Genomic DNA, 16,630 nt, shown 5'->3' on the forward strand with positions numbered 1-16,630 from the left:
ATGGCGTTTTGTACTATCCGCGCATCGTTTCGTTTGTTTTGATGTGATTTTCGTACTCGCTAGGCGACCAGCCGAAGAATTTCTTGAAGCTTTTGCTGAAATAACTGCCATCGCTGTAGCCGATCGCTTCCGCTATATCGGCCAGCTTGCGGTTCCCCTCACCGAGCAGCTCTTTGGCCCGATTCATTCGGATATGCGTTATATAGTCCGTAACGGTCATGCCCATCTCTTTCTTGAATACAGCCCGCAAATAACTGGCGTTAATGTACGACTGCTGCGCCACAAGATCGACGCCCAGGTCAGGGTCACTGTACCGCTCTTCGATGAAGGCTTTCGCGGATTGCGCAATGATTGAGGATCTTGTTTTCTTGTAGCGCCGCGCATACTGCACCGCTTTGGCGAACAAGGCTTTCATCCAGGTTTCCACCTCGTCGATGGACGTTAGGCTGCGGATTTCTTTGTAAGGGAAGAAATGCTCGCCGAAGCAATCCTCGATCGGATGCCCTGCTTCCGTCACGTAACCAAGACAGATGGATACGAGACTCATACAGATAACATAAGTGTAGTCAATAGACAGCTTCTGCTCCCGGATATGCTGGAACAGCTCGCTTAGCTTCGCATTCATGCGCTCGTCATCCTGAGCCCGCAGCAACAGCTGAAGCTCATCGCCAAGCTCTGGCGGATATTGAGCACCGCCCGATCCGGCAGCCGACATCTGTTCCCCGTAGGCAATGACTCGGTCGCTGCCAAGCACGAACTTGTTCTGAAGCGCAGTCAGCGACTCGTAGTAAGAGCTGCGGATTCCTGTTACGCTTCTGTCATAGATACCCCCAACGCCAATGGTGATGGAGAAATGCAAGTAACGTTTAATGAGCATGCACAGCTTCTCGAACGGTTCCAGTCGAGGTAAAGCGCTCGCTCCCGCATCCACGGCTTTGACACCCGTATCAGACATACCGTAGAGACAGATAATTCTGCCCTCTGGCCCGTTAAAGATGATCGGCTCGCCTCCGGATTCCTCCATCGCCTCTGTCAGGATGTTCGTGACCGCGTATTTCCAAAGCAATCGTTCGCTGACCTCGCTCCACTTGCGGTTCATATCATCGATCTCAATGACTGCCACCGCATAGACCGGAGCATCAAGGGTCAGCTGGTAGGAGGCGAGCAGCTCGCGTAATCCTTCGTTCCGCTCCGTCAGCTCCCCATTCACCAGTCGCAACAGCACGCTCTCCCGCATGAGCTGCAGATGATGCTGCAGCGTGGACTGCTCCTCTCGCTGTTTCAAGTGCTCCTCCTGCAGCTTCAGCATCGTGAGCATCAGCTCGTCCTTGGAGAACGGTTTTAAGATATAGTCCTCGACGCCAATCTTCAGTGCACGACGCGCATAATCAAATTCATTATGGCCCGTTATTAGCACAATACTGATGTCCGGGTATAGCTTCTTGAGACGATCTGCCAGCTCCAAGCCATCCATAAACGGCATCGTAATATCTAGCAAAGCGATGTCCGGAGGCGCAGCCTTAGCGAGCTCCAGCGCCTCTTCTCCGTTCTTGGCCTCGCCGCAAATGCGAAAGCCATACAGCTCCCAATCTAGTGCCGTTCGAAGGTATTCGCGAAACATCCATTCGTCGTCTGCAATTAATACTTGAAGCATATCATTCGACTCCTTCTCGTTTCTCACTTCGTCCCTCCGTAACCCGGGCAGGATCGGGCTCGTTCAGCATGCCGCCGAACGCAAGGGGGAGTCGCACGAAAATCTCCGTGCCTGCTCCAAGCTCGCTATTGATGGTTAATCCATATTCTTCGCCAAAATAAAGCTTAATTCGGCTGTCCACACTTCGCAGTCCGAATGAGCTGCCTGAGTTTCCAGCCGCAGATACCGCGCCTATATGAGCTTCTTCATCAAGCCCTCCTGGCTTAAGCAGCAGCGGCAGCCGTTCAGGAGGGATTCCAACACCGTCGTCTCGTACGCGAAGCTCCAGATAGTCGCCTTCTCTGCATCCGCTCACCCACAGATGTCCGAAGCTTCCCTTCGTCTTGAGCCCGTGATAAATCGCATTCTCGACAAGCGGCTGCAGCGTCAGCTTAAGCACGGTACAGCTCATGACATCCGGCTGAACGTCAATCTGATAATCGAAAATATCCGCATAGCGAAGCCGCTGAATGCCGAGATAATCCCGCAGTCCCTGAAGCTCGTCCTGCAGAACAATTGCCTCACGCCCCTTACTCAGGACGATACGGTAATAATCGGCGAGTGACTTGGTTGTGCGCTGCACATCCTTAACCCGGCCAAACTCCGCCAAGGTGTAGATGACATCAAGCGTGTTATATAGAAAGTGCGGCTTAATCTGGGATTGAATGAGAGCCAGTTCATATTCGCGTTTCTTCTTCTGTTCAAACCGTACATTGTCGAGCAATTGATTGATACGCGCGATCATCGTATTGAAACCGGAAGCGAGCAGCCCAAGCTCATCATTGGTCCGAACCGGAAGGCGGAGGCTTAGGTTTCCTTCTTTCACGAGCTTCATATTCTTGGTTAGCAATACGATCGGTCTTGCGATCAGCCTGTTTAGAATGCCCGCACCCATCAGCGCGAACAAGAAACATAACAAGCCGATGAAGGCGATCAGCATCGTAATCTTGCGGCTATCCTCGGTTAGCTTCGTGTAAGGCTCCATGGAGATCATCTTCCATCCGAACTTATCCATCTCTGAGCTAACCACCAGCTGTTTGCTGCTCTGAAAACGGCCAATAACGGATTGATCCTTCGCCGTTTGCACCCAATCCCGAAGAACCGTATCTTCAATCGGCTTCAGCAGCTTTGTCGCGTCCGGCGTCGAAACCACCATCCCAGAAGGATCCGTAAGCATGTAGCTGCCTTGCTCACCAGTGCCGATCTTGCCGAAGATGGAGGACAGCGCACTTTCTTTGATATTAAGGACAAGCCGCCCAAGCTCTTGACCAGTATTAATATTGTTGATGCGTTTGCCAAGGGACAGAACAGGAGCAGCACCATTCACAGTGAGATATGACCTTCGTTCCATCGGAAACCAAATATTCTGGCCGCTTGTTTGTTCAATCTGGCGAATGATCGGCGTTTGCAGCACCACCTCGGGTGATAAGCTCGCTTCAATGTTCGCGGACGTTCCGTATATATTGCCATTATTATCAATGAATGCGGCACTCTCAACGTCCGGGAAAACAAGCAGCGCGAAGCTGAGCTGGTTCGTAATGAGCGTCGACAACTGCAAGCTCCGTTCGCCGTTCAACTCGCCGTTATGGTTGTCTTGAATCACGCGATTGAGGTTGATCGTCAAACTGTTTGCGCAGCTCTCCGCATTCTTGAGCATCCCATTAATACGTGTGATGATGAGCGATGAATTGTCCGTTACATTGCTGATCGTCTTGTCTACGATCGCATTCGAATAAATTCGATTCGAAGCAAAGCCGAGCACGAGCAGCGGCACGATAATGAGCGGAATATATATGGCGATGATTTTGTTGCGAATCACTTGATTGCGCAGCCAATAGGGGTACAGCCATTCGAGGATCACAGGTGCAGCGCCGTCCTTCCAGCCTAGGTTAGGACTCATTATAGCAAAAAAAACCGTCCCGCACCTACTGGGGTACGGGACGGCCTTATATGACGTATAAGACGCAATTAATTCCGGATCAGATAATCGAATGCGCCCAGCGCTGCTGTTGCACCCGATCCCATCGAAATTATATTTGCTTATACGGACTATACCAGATCGTCTTATAGCTGATCTTAGCGTCTTTAGCCCAGAATGGGATTAATCCCCAACGCAGACTCTCCAGGACCCGCTTCCCTTCACGCTCAACGACGCAAGGTACGGTTTGCGTTGGCGCAGCCTTACCCTCAATATGTAATCGTAGTTCACTTCACCAATAGAGAACATTTCGATGATTTCATCTAGATCCCATGGGTGAACTTAGTGCCACATCGCTTATGGCATTTATAAATCCTTGAACCATCTCGTGAAAATGATCACGTAGGCCAGAACTTAAATAGTCCTGGCCGTCGCGGCTTGCTATTATTGCTGTGTAAACGTCCACAATTGTTCGTCTGAAACGAGAGACGGCTGCGTCGCTGCTGCTACGTAATAAGCTCCCGAAATCCCCATATACGTGGGCCGCCCGTATTGTGAAGCAGCATTCCCCACTTCTTGTTGATCAGCTTATAATAGCCATTACCTGCACTCGTGATCTGCCAGAGCTGATCGTTCAGATTCCAAGACACTGGCGTTGATGCCTCATAGTAAACGTTGCTAATGCCGTTATAACTGTCACCGGTATTGTGCAAGGCGTTGCTTGAATATGACTTAGGCGTCGGAGAACGTACTATAGGTATCCCCAGGTATTCTGCAGGACCGTTCCCCATTGCTTGTTAATATAACGCGTGAACGCACCCATCATCCAATAGTTCGCCATGTAAGCATAGCTGTTAACCTGCCCAATATGATACCACTCGATCTTTGATAATCTTTTCTTCACCCCATAATTGCCATGGTGGTGAGTCTATGCTCTCACAAATGCGATAACCGCATCTACATACATAGCCTGAATTACTCATTAAACTATAACTAATATAGTCTTTGCATTCAGGACATTTTTCGACTAGATTGATTTGATGAAATGGACATTCATGTATAAGTAGGAATTGCGTTAAGATACTATGGTAATTCCTAGACATACATTCTTGGCAGTACGAAAAATGCGACTTGAAGCCGGTAGTCTTACCCAACTCTTTCCAATGTATTGGGTTGTTGAGTAAGGAGCTCAACCTTTCTACTAAATCAATGTTTACTTGCAGATCTATATTAGTAAATTGTTTAAACTTAGCCTTATCAATGCCGTACAAGTATAATGGACAACGGTGCTTCTGGTTTTGAGTAATGAATTGTAATCGTGCTACTCGCTCAATACCGAAAGCTTTGAAGAAAGCAGAGTTGTCGAATGCATTTGCACACTTTATTTTCTCGAAAATGGGCCATGCTGATTCGTATTTGCTGACCCATGTTTCATCCCAACAAATCACTAGCAACACACCTAATCCTACTCTTATATTTTGATAGATTATTAAAACGAATAGTCGGTATTCAAGTTGACCGTTGAAGTAAAAAGGCAACCGTCTCTACAAAAACAGCTACCTTACAATCATTATTCTAACTTTGAAACATTAAAAGAAACCTCCGAATCAACATATCCTGCCTTCTTCACGCACTCGACCCACGTAGCAAGATCAATCCAATGATTTTTCTTTTTCGACTCAGCGCCATATTTGGCAAGTGCGTACTTTATGGTAGTAGTTAGATCTTGCATTCCTACCTCCATCTTCCCTCCAAACCCCCTCTCCTGTCTCACAAGAGCAAAAGCTTCAAAGAGATCATTTGCACAATGTTCAAGTCTCTTCCCTTCCGCATACGCTTCAGGATAATAATATCTTGTATATGACCATCCGCTTCCTTCAGGATATTCAATCGTATCGTAGCCTTTAAGGCAAACCTGGAAATCTGTCACAGTTTTTGCTCCAAACAACTCATGCTCGTTAATCATAAATCTACCTACGATATGATTCATCCCTTGTGTCACAAATGATGATTTAGTTAATTTAAGCTCCGGCTGACCAACCAATAGAATAATTAACTTAATCTGAAAGGCGTTTAAGTAATTATATAAATCAATCAGCCATTTATAGTGTTGCTCGAGCAATGCCTGAGCCTCATCCATAAACATAACTATTTGCTTATATTTTGACTTCTCGCCTTTCTCGAGTAGAAATTTTGCTAACCGATCGAATTTATGATTCTTCTTTCCAGCGTATGGGAATGCATGACCGACCCACAGTAGTAGCCACTCATAGAACACCTCCTCGTTAGCCGTGAATTTATGTTTAGCTGGGATAACGAAGATGGGTAGCTCATCTCCATATCGCAGAGTCAGTTTTTTCTCGATGTATTTTATAGCTTGTGTCTTACCTCGTCTCTGACGTCCAAATATGATCCCCCCAGGGGATCTATCCTCTATCCATTCATCTACCTTCCTATATAATCTCATTATCTCATTCGTCGGTACCAAATACTTGTCTTGTATCAGTTGATGTGTACCTTCCGGTATTGAGGGCCTTTCGGCCTCTCTCACTTGTCCCATACTCATTTAAATCCCACTTTTCCTAAAACGATATTGGCTTGAAGAAATCCTCCCAGCCATCTTCAAGCGTTTCGTTATTATTTACTTGCACTATTACAGTATGCTCAAAAATAATAGTGTTTATAGGGTCTCTTTCCGCAATCACTTCATCAACGCAATATTCTGTATCAACTACTTCTTCATTTTCATCTGTATATTCTTCTGAAAATTTTTCTTGCTCTACTAGTGCCTGTGATTGTTGATATCTTATCTCATGCACCAAACGATTTTTGTCGCCTTTGTTTTTACTACTTGCGAGATATTCTGAAAGGGCATGTACATAGTCATCACTCTTTAAGAAAAAGTCTCGCTTTTCACTTCTTATAAAATTATTAATTAACTTTCTGGTCTCAAGTGAGTGAGGGGCTTTCGACCACTTACCAACTACCCTAAGTGTTCCCAACTCGTTTCCGTTTGGCAAGAAAGCTCTAAGGAAACGAATGTCCATTAAGTTAATATAGATTGTTAGTTTCTGACGGATAAGCCCTGCACTTTGTGAGAGGACATCGTTCCTATATTGTGCTCCTTCGTAGTTAATGTAAGGCCTCCGTCCTTTCTCCAGATTCCCCTGAACAGTAACAGTCTGACTCACAATCAAGAGTCCCAGTTCTTTACGCCGATACTCCGGTAAGATTCTTGGTAGAAATCCTCCTTCAATCTTATCGCGCATTGCTTTAAGTGGACTCAAACCCGAGTTACCGCTGTGTGGCTCACAATTGTACTGTGCTAACATTGCCTCTGTTAATTCCTCTAGATGTTCAATGTTAATTTCTTGTTGCAATGCCTTCAGTTCAGCCTTTTTTCTCTTAGGATCGTTCGGATTGCTACCTGTCGTTGAAGGTAGTAAGTGATATCCGTTTACTTCAAGAGTCCGAAAGAACCTCTCTATGAGTCCCCTTCGAAGAGGAGACGCTACAGGCCCTGCATTAACGAAACAACCTACTGTCTTCGTTAGTTTATCTACCACATTCTTCGCTAAATTCGCTTTAGCGTTGTCCATCCAAAACTCTCTCCAAACAGCCCACTGAGTTTCAGGGATACTTATCGATGGAAAAGAACCTTCAGATGGATATTGCAAACCTTTAATGGTAAATTTCATGGGCTCATGTGGATGTATCGCATTTTGAATGCATTGCAGCACATCCATCTGCGAATATTCAGGCTTAACACATAACAAGTGTCCTAGAACCGAATTTGTAGGAGCATCTATAATAGCAAGCAACCAAATTCTTTTTAAAACTTTCTTTACTACGTTCCCATTAGGATCTGTGTATCGAATTGTTAGCATCAAATCGATCTTATGTGCATCAAAAATAACTTTTGAGAAGGGTCTAAAGTTTGTAGCGTAATTTTTTTCCCCTCTGCCTACGGTTTTTGCCATCATTGCTGCAATTTCCCCGAACACATGCTCATTCCCGAAATGTCTCTCTTTTAAATCTTTTACATACCTCTCAAGAGAACGCCTTCCTTTGTCAGCTGTATTTCTCGGATATTGATTGGGCTTTATACCAAGTTCTTTACACTTTGTATCAAATTGCTTAAGAATGTACTTTACTGAATGCGTCGCTTTTGAAGCTCCATTCCCCGTTCCTAATGCCTTATCGTGAATCAATTTCCTTAACTCCGGGAAAGTCAACAACAAGAGATCAAAGGCACCTGCAAAATTAGCTGCATTTGCTTTAGGTAAATCGTTTCGCTCATAGATTTTCACGTGAAGGCCTGGGTTTAAGGCTCTAAACCCCAAAATCTGATTATTCACATCTACTAAAAAACAACGGTCAACATAACGAGAAATCTCCTTTTTATCGATCCCCGTTGCTTCTGAAATTTCTCTAACGGTCGCACTATCCCGAAGGTACATCTCAACAGCCGTTTTTCTTGCTTGATATTTATCACAATCTGCTTCATCCCAGCCAGTAGTATCAACGATTGGCCACTCTGCTAGGTTAAGCAATTCTGGGTCTATCCCCAACTTTTCAAATTTGCTCTTTCTTCTCATTAATCCTCACCTCCGTCCCAAAACCGAAATATTCCTTATCAAGACTTGCAGAAATATCCCCTGAATAGATCATGCAGGCAACGGCTTCATACAATCGGGGTAAGCCAATATTTAACTCTTGGTTCAACTCTCCAACTGTTTTTGTACCTTCTTTTAGTTGTGTGAGAACTTTATAACGGTCAATTTCAACTATCGTACTGTTATTCAGTACATATGGAAGGAGATCTTTCAAATTTTCCAGATACTTCTCATTACTTCTTATATCTTTCTCTGTCCGAACCTGATGCTTTTTGCCGTGCAGTTCGCACCATTTTTTCTGAATACTAATTTGTTTTGCTACAGCTTCGTCATTCAGATCTTGCTCATATTTAATTTCGAAGAATATCTCGTCACCATCTACTTTTTTAATCCACATATCAAAAATAGATACACCATCTTCTTCAATATGCGCTTCAGCAGGCTGCTCACAAAAAACTTGAATCGTATAATCGGATTCAATTAGTATCCAATGGTCGTATTCGAGATCACTGAACAGATTTACATCCCTCTTTAATTTGAAACTGTAGACCATCCAATGATTATTTCCATAACGTCCATAACGCTTTCTAATCAGAGGTTCAGTATACATTCGAATCCCTCCATACCTTTTTGTTACCAGTCTTGACCGTATGCCGATAAAACAAACTACTTTTGCACTGATTAGAGGGATTTTTTTGTCGTTCGTATGTTATGACGGGATTTTCATGTCGCGAAAAAAAACGACATGAAAATCTCCCCAAATGAAAAAGAACCTTGATATATCAAGGTTCTAATTTGGGATCTTTATGTCGTTGTACTTTCTGCAAGAAAGGTGGTACGTAAGAAATTGCCGCTGACAATTCCGTCAGTGCTCACTCTTTCCATGCTTCTCGGTTCATGGAGCGGTACAACCGTTTCTGCAGCCAGCGCAAAGGGAGCTGAGGTTTCGCACCTGCTTACGTATGAAGGAGCGGCGTATGCTTCATCCGTTGAAGGCGGCCTGACGCCTGACAAAGCAGTTGATGGAGACACGGATTCTCGGTGGGGCAGCGCGTTCAGCGCAGATCCGCAATGGATCTACGTCGATTTAGGCGCTCACGCTAAGATCGACAAGGCTATTATCCGCTGGGAGAATGCCTACTCGAAGTCGTACAAGATTCAAGTGTCCGATGACGAGACCAATTGGACAGACATCTATTCCGACACGAAGGGCGACGGCGGCGTAGATACCTTTGCTTTGTCCGGCGAAGGACGTTATGTCCGGATGCTGTCCCTTGAGCGCAGCGGCGGATACGGCGTGTCGATTAAGGAATTCGAAGTCTATGGTACAGGCGGCACAAACCCGCTTCCGGTCGTCCTCGGCGAAGACGTCGCGCTGAATAAGCCGGTCTTTGCTTCTTCCTATGAGAAAGCCGACAAAGATAAGCCTGCCTTGCCGCCCGAGAACGCAAACGACGCAAGCGATACTACAAGATGGTCCTCCGCTCATACGAGCGACGAGTGGATCTATGTCGATCTTGGCAGCGTGCACGACATCGGCCGCGTTCGCCTGAATTGGGAGAATGCCGCCGGACGTATCTACGATCTGCAAGTGTCCGACGATGCGCAGAATTGGACAACCATTTACCGTGAAATCAACGGTTCTGAAGGCTGGAAGGATACGCAAGTGTATGCAAAGGGCCGATATGTGAGAATGAAAGGCATCAGCCGTACGACAAGCTATGGCTACTCTTTGTTTAATTTCAGCGTTTACGATTATGTGCAGGGGGATCCGAAGCCCGTTTACACGATCCCTTCGCTTCCTACCGCCGGGGCGGTCGAGGTGGGCAAAGGCAGCTATCTGACTAGCGATATCAGCATGCCGCAGCCGCGTCCGCCGATTAACAAGTCCGACACTCTGGGTGCGCCGATTCCTTCCAATGACTGGTGGCAATCGGTTCTGATCAAGAACTTGAGCGACAGCTTGATCACGCTTCCGCTCAAATCCAAGTACACGCCGCTGGGACTCAGCGTTCTGAATCCGGGCGCAGGCTGGGTCAATGATACGGGCAACTCGCAAGCAGCCGATGGCGGTCCGGACTTCTATCTGCATGCCGGCAACATCAGCGCGACCAACATCAAGAACAAGGTTGTCGGTTACGGCGATTGGTCTGCGACCGTGGCGCTGAGCGATAACGATACGCAGAAGATGACAACGACGTTCGTTAAAGGCTCGCCTTACTTGTATTCGGAATTCAGTGATCCGACGACAGCGGAATTGTACTTCCCGGCATCCACGCGCTTCTACGATGATCAAGGAAATGCCGTTCTCGCATCCGAAGGCGCTACCGTAACAGGAGACCATATCGGTTTCGCCGTAACGAACGTGGACGGCTCGCCGCAAGCGGCTGCGGTCATCCGCAACTACGGCGCCTTTGCTCCGGCAGGCTCCGTCTTCATGAAAGTCGGCAATAAAGTGAAAATCCGCCTCGGAAACGGCGATAACTACTTGTCCGTAGCCTCGATGCCTGCGGCAAGCGACCTGAACTACTTCTATACACACGCCTATGCATTCGTTAAGAACACGGTCGTCACACCAAGTTTCGACGAGAACACTTCCGATGTCGTTACACGCTTCGATACAGAGATCGACCAGAAGCGTACGGATATGGCTTCGACGACGCTGATGGCATTGCTCCCGCACCAATGGAAGCAATCGTCTACTCCGCTGACGACACTCTCTTATCCTTCCATCCGCGGAACGCTGAAGCTGCGCGAGGGCAACTCGTTCACGACAACGGATAAGTTTGAGGGCATCGTGCCTCAATTCACGGAGCCGAGCGATCCTGCTTATAATCGCGACGAGCTGCTTCAAGAATTGAGCTACCTGGACGAAGCAACGTCCAAGAACATCATGTCGGGCGACGCTTACTGGCAAGGCAAAGTGCTGCACCCGCTTGCTATGGGCGCATTGATTGCCGATCAAATCGGCGACGGGGCGTACAAGGAAGTGTTCCTCTCCCGTATGAGAACGATTCTGACGGATTGGTATACGTACACGAAGGGCGAGCCGGACTACTTCATGTACTACGACAAGGCTTGGGGCACGATGTACTACAAGAACAGCGAATTCGGCGCGAACACGGGCCTGACGGATCATCATTTCACGTATGGGTACTATGTCTTCGCTTCTGCCGTTCTCGCTACGTACGATCAAGATTTCAAGGACAACTACGGCGGCATGGTCGAGCATCTGATTCGCGACTATGCGAATCCGTCCAAGACGGATCCGATGTATCCGTTTCTGCGCAACTTCGATCCGTACGAAGGCCATTCATGGGCCGGCGGTTATGGCGACAACAACAACGGAAACAACCAGGAAGCGGCGGGCGAGTCCTTGTTCGGCTGGGTCGGCGAATACATGTGGAGCCTCCTGTCCGGCGACAAAGCTGTGCGCGACATCTCGATCTACGGCTTCACGACTGAACTGAAGGCTGTCGAGCAGTACTGGTTCAACTATGACAACGACAACTGGCTGCCTGGCTTCAATCACAAATCGGTTGGCCAAGTATACGGAAGCGCGTATAACTACGGCACGTTCTTCAGCGGAGATCCGGTCAACATCTACGGTATCCACTGGCTGCCTACCGGCGAGTACCTGACAAGCTACGGCTTCGATCAGAAGAAAGTCGCCGACTTGTATGGCGGTCTCGTGAAGGATAACAAAGGTCCTGAAAATGCATGGTACCACATCGTATGGCCGATCGAAGCACTGAGCAATCCGCAAGACGTGCTTAATAAGTTCACGGTGGATAACACGCAGAAGAACGAAATCTTCAACACGTACTGGTTCGTGCACAACATGGCAACGCTTGGTTCGCGCACCAAAGATATATGGGCAACCGGCTGGTCCGGCGCTTCCATCTACAAGAAAGGCACGACGTACACGGCTGAAGTATGGAATCCGACGAACGCTGCGATCACCATCACGTTCCACAACGCAGACGGCGTGACGGGTTCTGCGACAGTCGGTCCGAAATCGCTAGTTAAAGTGGATCCTACGAAGGTAACGGATTTGGATGCCAGCGTCCCTCCTGCGCTGTCGTCCGACAAGACGCTTAACACGATCGGTCAACCGATCGAAATCACGTTCGCCGATCATCTGAAGTGGCGCGAAGCGATCGACGCCGTACGTCTGGATGGACAAGTCCTTGACCCATCGCAATACACAGTACAAGCAGGCAAAATCACTTTGAGCAGCTCCTTGTTCCCGGTTGAATCCAGCTACGAGGTTACCGTTCAGTCTAACGGCTATCCGGACATAAGCGTCCAGCAGGTTGTCATTACGAACTCGACGGTGAACCGGGCGCTGAACAAGCCTACCTTCACTTCCGAGAAACCGAACAACCCTGGCTCGTACGCCGTTGACGGCAAGCCGGATACGCGCTGGGAATCTGCTTTCAGCGATCCGCAATTCATCGGGGTCAACCTGAAATCCGAGTACCGACTCAGCCATATCCGTCTAAACTGGGAAAATGCAGCCGGCAAGAGCTACAAAGTCCTTGTATCGACAGACGGCCAAAGCTGGACTCCTATCTACTCGACGACCCGTGGTCACGAAGGCATCGACGACATCACCTTCCCTGCCGTGAACGCTAGATATGTGAAGGTCGAAGGGACGGAACGCACGACGAACTACGGCTACTCCATATGGGAGCTGGAAGTGTTCGGTTCGCCTGCAGGCAGCCTGGATGCTCCGGATCTGGTCGCAGATACGACGATGAACCGTGCCAATCAGCCGATGGATATCACGTTCGATGATGCCGAAGGCTGGAGAAACGCGATTCAATCGGTTGCAGTGAACGGAACGCCGCTTACTGCGGATCAATATCAAGTTGCGCCAGGCGCTATTACGTTGAACAAAGCTCTGTTCCCTGAGGCCGGCATTTATAACATCACGATCGAATCACAAGGCTTTTTCACGAAGAGCGCCCAGCAAATCGTCGTGACGGACTCGAACGTCAACATCGCGCTTCGCAAAGTGACAAGCACTTCGTCTGCTCCGAACCAAGCGAGCAGCTTCGCAGTTGACGGCAACAAAGCGACGAGATGGGAATCCAGCTTCAGCGATCCGCAATCCATCACGGTCGATCTGGGATCGCAGGAAACAATCAGCCGGGTCCTTCTGAACTGGGAGAATGCAGCAGGCAAGAGCTATACCGTTGAAGTTTCCGCGGATGGCAAGGATTGGACAACCGTCTATGCGACAACAACAGGCAAACCGGGAATCAACGACATCGGCTTCGCGCCAATCGCAGCACGTTATGTGAGAATGAACGGCACGGAGCGTACGACCAACTACGGCTACTCCCTCTGGGAATTTGAAGTGTACGGCAACGGCGCGGGCCTGCCATCGGCACCGGATCTCGTATCCGATTCGACGAACGCAGCGGTCGGTCAACCGATCGACATTACGTTTAACGACGATGCTGCTTGGAGAACTGCCATTGAGTCCGTTAGCATCAATGGCGCATCAGTCAACACCAATCTATATCAAGTGAGTACCGGTAAAATCGTGCTCAGTGCCTCCTTGTTCAACAATGCGCAATCGTATATGATCTCGGTTCAGGCGAAAGGCTACAGCGATGCATCCGTTCTACAGACGATCGCCGGTCAACCGCAGCAGCCTGGCGACCCGAATCAAATGCCGGATCATGGCACCAATCCGAACCCGCTGAACCTTGCGTTCGGCAGAGAGACCGACTCATCGCCGGACTATCACCGCTCAAGCGCCGACGCGGTTGACGGCCGCTTGGACCGCCGCTGGGAATCGGCATTCGCAGACAACCAATGGATGAGCGTGAACCTCGGCAAGGCCTATACGATTAATCACGTCCTGCTGAACTGGGAGAATGCGTACGGCAAAGCGTACACCATCGACGTCTCCATGGACGGCAAAACGTGGACGACGGTCTACTCCACTGACAATGGCAACGGCGGCATCGACGATATCTCCTTCGCCCCTGTCAGCGCGCAGTACGTGAAGATGAACGCGATCAAACGCGGATCGCCTTACGGCTTCTCGCTGTGGGAGTTTGAGGTTTATGCCGGCGACACGGCTCCTCTTGCAGGACAACCGCTGACGGCAGATGCGACGAATAACGTAGTCGGAGAGTCGATCAATATCGCGTTCGCTGATGACGCGGCGTGGAGAACTGCGATCAACGCGGTTGAACTGAACGGCGTTACGCTGGGCTCCAATCAATTCACGATTACAGACGGCAGCATTAATCTTGATCGCGCATTGTTTACGGAAGCTCACCCTTATGTTGTAACCGTGCATGCCGCAGGTTATGAAGACGTGTCCGTGGTACAGCCTATAATGGCTGCAACGAACCTTGCGCTTCATAAGGAAACAGCCACTTCGGATAATCCGCTACAAGGCGGACAACTCGCAGTCGACGGCAACAAAGGCACGCGTTTCGAATCGGCATTCAGCGATCCGCAATGGATCAGCGTCGATCTTGGCGAGAAGCACACCATCAGCCGCGTTCTGCTGAACTGGGAGAATGCCTCGGCGAAAGCATTTGCGATTGAAGTATCAGAAGACGGCGCGAGTTGGACAACGGTTTACTCGACAACGAACGGTCGCGAGCACGAGCATATCGACAACATCTTCTTTAGCCCTGCCAATGCTCGTTATGTGAAAGTTTATGGCACGGAACGCAACACGCAATACGGCTACTCCTTGCTGGAGATGGAAGTTTACGAGTAAACGGACCTTCCCCAGACCGCATAGTAATCGGAAACACGAACAAGCTGACGCCAGGATACTTCCTTGCTTCAGCTTGTTTCTTGTTCTTCCAAAATATGAAAAAACCTACAAAAATCCTTCTCTTTATCGGCCACGGCCCGTCCAGTACATTTGAGCTAGGGCTCTGCCTAAGGAAATAAAAGGAAGGTGTGTTCGGCATGCAGCATCAACTCGGTATCGCTGGACTTTCTTTTTTACTCGTAGCCATATTTACGCCTGTGCTTATCTGGAGTCTGCGCTATTTCAAGCTCACCCAGCCGATTCGAGCTGAGCTGCCTCCGGATCATCAAGCGAAGCGAGGGACGCCGCTGATGGCGGGACTCGTTCTGCTGATCGGAGTATTCGCGTCCCTGCAGTTTCACCCTGCGCCTTTGACGGTTTTGCTATGTGCTGCGTTTCTCTTGTTTAGCCTTATCGGCTTTATGGATGATTTCAAAAAAGCAGCATGGCAAGATCCGTCGGGAATCTCCGGCCGGATGAAGCTTGTGCTCCAATTCGCCTTCACCGGCATTCTGCTCTTCTTCTTATTCCGTTCATTTGGGCTGACGAGCGATGTTGCGGTGTTTCAAGGCTACCAGCTGCATCTTCCCGTGTATGCGTACGTTGCAATCATGCTGCTGTTCGTGGTCGGATCAGCGAATGCGATTAACTTTACGGATGGACTGGATGGGCTGCTGATCAACGTCGCCATTCCGACTTATTTCTTCTTCTTCGTGATCTCGGACAAGCCGGAGGTGCAGACGTTCTCGCTCGCCATGATCGGCTGTCTGCTCGGGCTATTCATCTACAACATCTACCCGGCAAAAGCATTCATGGGCGATACGGGCTCGCTCGCCATCGGAGGCTCGCTGTCCATCCTGGCGGTCATCGAGAAGGTCGAAATCTTGCTCCCGATCCTCTTCTTGGTCTATCTGGCTGAGCAGTTATCGGTTATCCTCCAGGTCTGGTACTATAAGCGGACTAAGCTTCGTCTGTTCAAAATGGCACCGATCCATTATCATTTCAGCTTAAAATACGGCTGGAGCGAGAATACGATCGTGATGGTATTCGGCTTTATCTCCTGGGCGTCAGCACTGCTCAGCTTGCTCATCTGGAAATTTGTGCTCTAGCTGACCGGGGAGGTTTCAGAGCTGAGAGTGCGGATTTGGAGCTCTCACGCGCGAAATCGCTAATGCACGAGGCGGTTGTGATACTGAGAGATCATATTTGGATCTCTCAGCTTTAAATGTGCCTGTTTCTGACGCGAGAGTGCGAATTTGGATCTCTCAGCTCCTCACAGCAAAAAAAGGCAGGCAAAGCCCAATGTCATTAAGTTAACTCAATGACATTGACCGAGAATAGAAATGGAATCCAAAATGGCATGAGGGAAACCCCTGTGCCGTTTGTTTTTTTGGTGCAGTCTGAAAAAAGTGTACAGCAAACAAGCGGATAGACAATCCGCTTAAAAAATGTTCATTCGAACCGATTTATGCTACTCTGTAGACGAAGCTTACAGATGATTTATAGCGTGTTTTGCGCGTATTCTGCTGCCCTGGTCGAATCGGGCGAATCGGCAAAACGTTTCTTCGAATCAGTCTCTTGAGCGCAGGAAATGTCTACAAACATGAACG

General features: G+C 48.6%; 9 protein-coding genes and 1 pseudogene. 2 read left to right on the top strand and 8 right to left on the bottom strand.

All coding sequences use genetic code 11. The annotated features are described in order from the left end of the window. Nucleotides 1-13 precede the first annotated feature (13 nt). The 8 genes and pseudogenes from A8990_RS20595 to A8990_RS20620 all read right to left on the bottom strand — a co-directional run bounded on the left by A8990_RS20595 (nt 14) and on the right by A8990_RS20620 (nt 8,837). A complete protein-coding gene (locus tag A8990_RS20595) occupies nt 14-1,681 on the bottom strand; it encodes a response regulator (protein ID WP_147306840.1) in 1,668 nt (555 codons plus the stop codon). Next, nucleotides 1,656-3,593 carry a cache domain-containing sensor histidine kinase gene (locus A8990_RS20600; protein WP_116190932.1) on the bottom strand — a complete coding sequence of 646 codons (1,938 nt, stop codon included), beginning with the start codon at nt 3,591-3,593 and terminating at the stop codon, nt 1,656-1,658. The genes A8990_RS20595 and A8990_RS20600 overlap by 26 nt, the downstream gene beginning before the upstream one ends. 68 nt (nt 3,594-3,661) lie before the next feature. Continuing rightward, nucleotides 3,662-3,727 (bottom strand): annotated as a pseudogene (locus A8990_RS32800) (hypothetical protein); the annotation flags it as partial. After that, complete coding sequence (locus A8990_RS32515) at nt 3,724-3,885, bottom strand: SOS response-associated peptidase family protein (RefSeq protein WP_116190941.1); 162 nt, start codon at nt 3,883-3,885, stop codon at nt 3,724-3,726. The gene A8990_RS32515 and the pseudogene A8990_RS32800, both read right to left, overlap by 4 nt. 232 nt (nt 3,886-4,117) lie before the next feature. Beyond that, complete coding sequence (locus tag A8990_RS31295) at nt 4,118-4,261, bottom strand: RICIN domain-containing protein (protein ID WP_147306841.1); 144 nt, start codon at nt 4,259-4,261, stop codon at nt 4,118-4,120. Between the two features lie 920 nt (nt 4,262-5,181). Then, entirely contained in the window at nt 5,182-6,177 is a 996-nt protein-coding gene (locus A8990_RS20610; RefSeq protein ID WP_116190933.1) for an ATP-binding protein, read from the bottom strand. A gap of 16 nt (nt 6,178-6,193) precedes the next feature. Next, nucleotides 6,194-8,209 (bottom strand): hypothetical protein, encoded by a 2,016-nt coding sequence (locus A8990_RS20615; protein WP_116190934.1) that lies wholly within the window; start codon nt 8,207-8,209, stop codon nt 6,194-6,196. After that, the gene (locus tag A8990_RS20620; RefSeq protein ID WP_116190935.1) at nt 8,187-8,837 is read right to left on the bottom strand and encodes a TnsA endonuclease N-terminal domain-containing protein; all 651 of its coding nucleotides are present in this window, start codon (nt 8,835-8,837) and stop codon (nt 8,187-8,189) included. The genes A8990_RS20615 and A8990_RS20620 overlap by 23 nt, the downstream gene beginning before the upstream one ends. A gap of 237 nt (nt 8,838-9,074) precedes the next feature. Between A8990_RS20620 and A8990_RS20625 the strand changes: the two genes are divergently transcribed. Both A8990_RS20625 and mraY read left to right on the top strand, forming a co-directional pair. After that, nucleotides 9,075-14,981 carry a galactose-binding domain-containing protein gene (locus tag A8990_RS20625; protein ID WP_116190936.1) on the top strand — a complete coding sequence of 1,969 codons (5,907 nt, stop codon included), beginning with the start codon at nt 9,075-9,077 and terminating at the stop codon, nt 14,979-14,981. A 197-nt stretch (nt 14,982-15,178) separates the two neighbouring features. Then, on the top strand, nt 15,179-16,129 hold the full coding sequence (mraY, locus tag A8990_RS20630; RefSeq protein WP_116190937.1) for a phospho-N-acetylmuramoyl-pentapeptide-transferase: 951 nt from the start codon (nt 15,179-15,181) through the stop codon (nt 16,127-16,129). Nucleotides 16,130-16,630 lie beyond the last annotated feature (501 nt).

Source organism: Paenibacillus taihuensis, assembly GCF_003386535.1.
In the GTDB taxonomy this organism is placed as follows: Bacteria; Bacillota; Bacilli; order Paenibacillales; family Paenibacillaceae; genus Paenibacillus_Z; species Paenibacillus_Z taihuensis.

Excerpts from the sequence above, each read along its gene's own strand:
- A8990_RS20615 (WP_116190934.1), bottom strand. The coding sequence starts at position 8,209 with ATGAGAAGAAAGAGCAAATTTGAAAAGTTGGGGATAGACCCAGAATTG.
- A8990_RS20610 (WP_116190933.1), bottom strand. The coding sequence starts at position 6,177 with ATGAGTATGGGACAAGTGAGAGAGGCCGAAAGGCCCTCAATACCGGAA.
- A8990_RS20620 (WP_116190935.1), bottom strand. The coding sequence starts at position 8,837 with ATGTATACTGAACCTCTGATTAGAAAGCGTTATGGACGTTATGGAAAT.
- mraY (WP_116190937.1), top strand. The coding sequence starts at position 15,179 with ATGCAGCATCAACTCGGTATCGCTGGACTTTCTTTTTTACTCGTAGCC.
- A8990_RS20600 (WP_116190932.1), bottom strand. The coding sequence starts at position 3,593 with ATGAGTCCTAACCTAGGCTGGAAGGACGGCGCTGCACCTGTGATCCTC.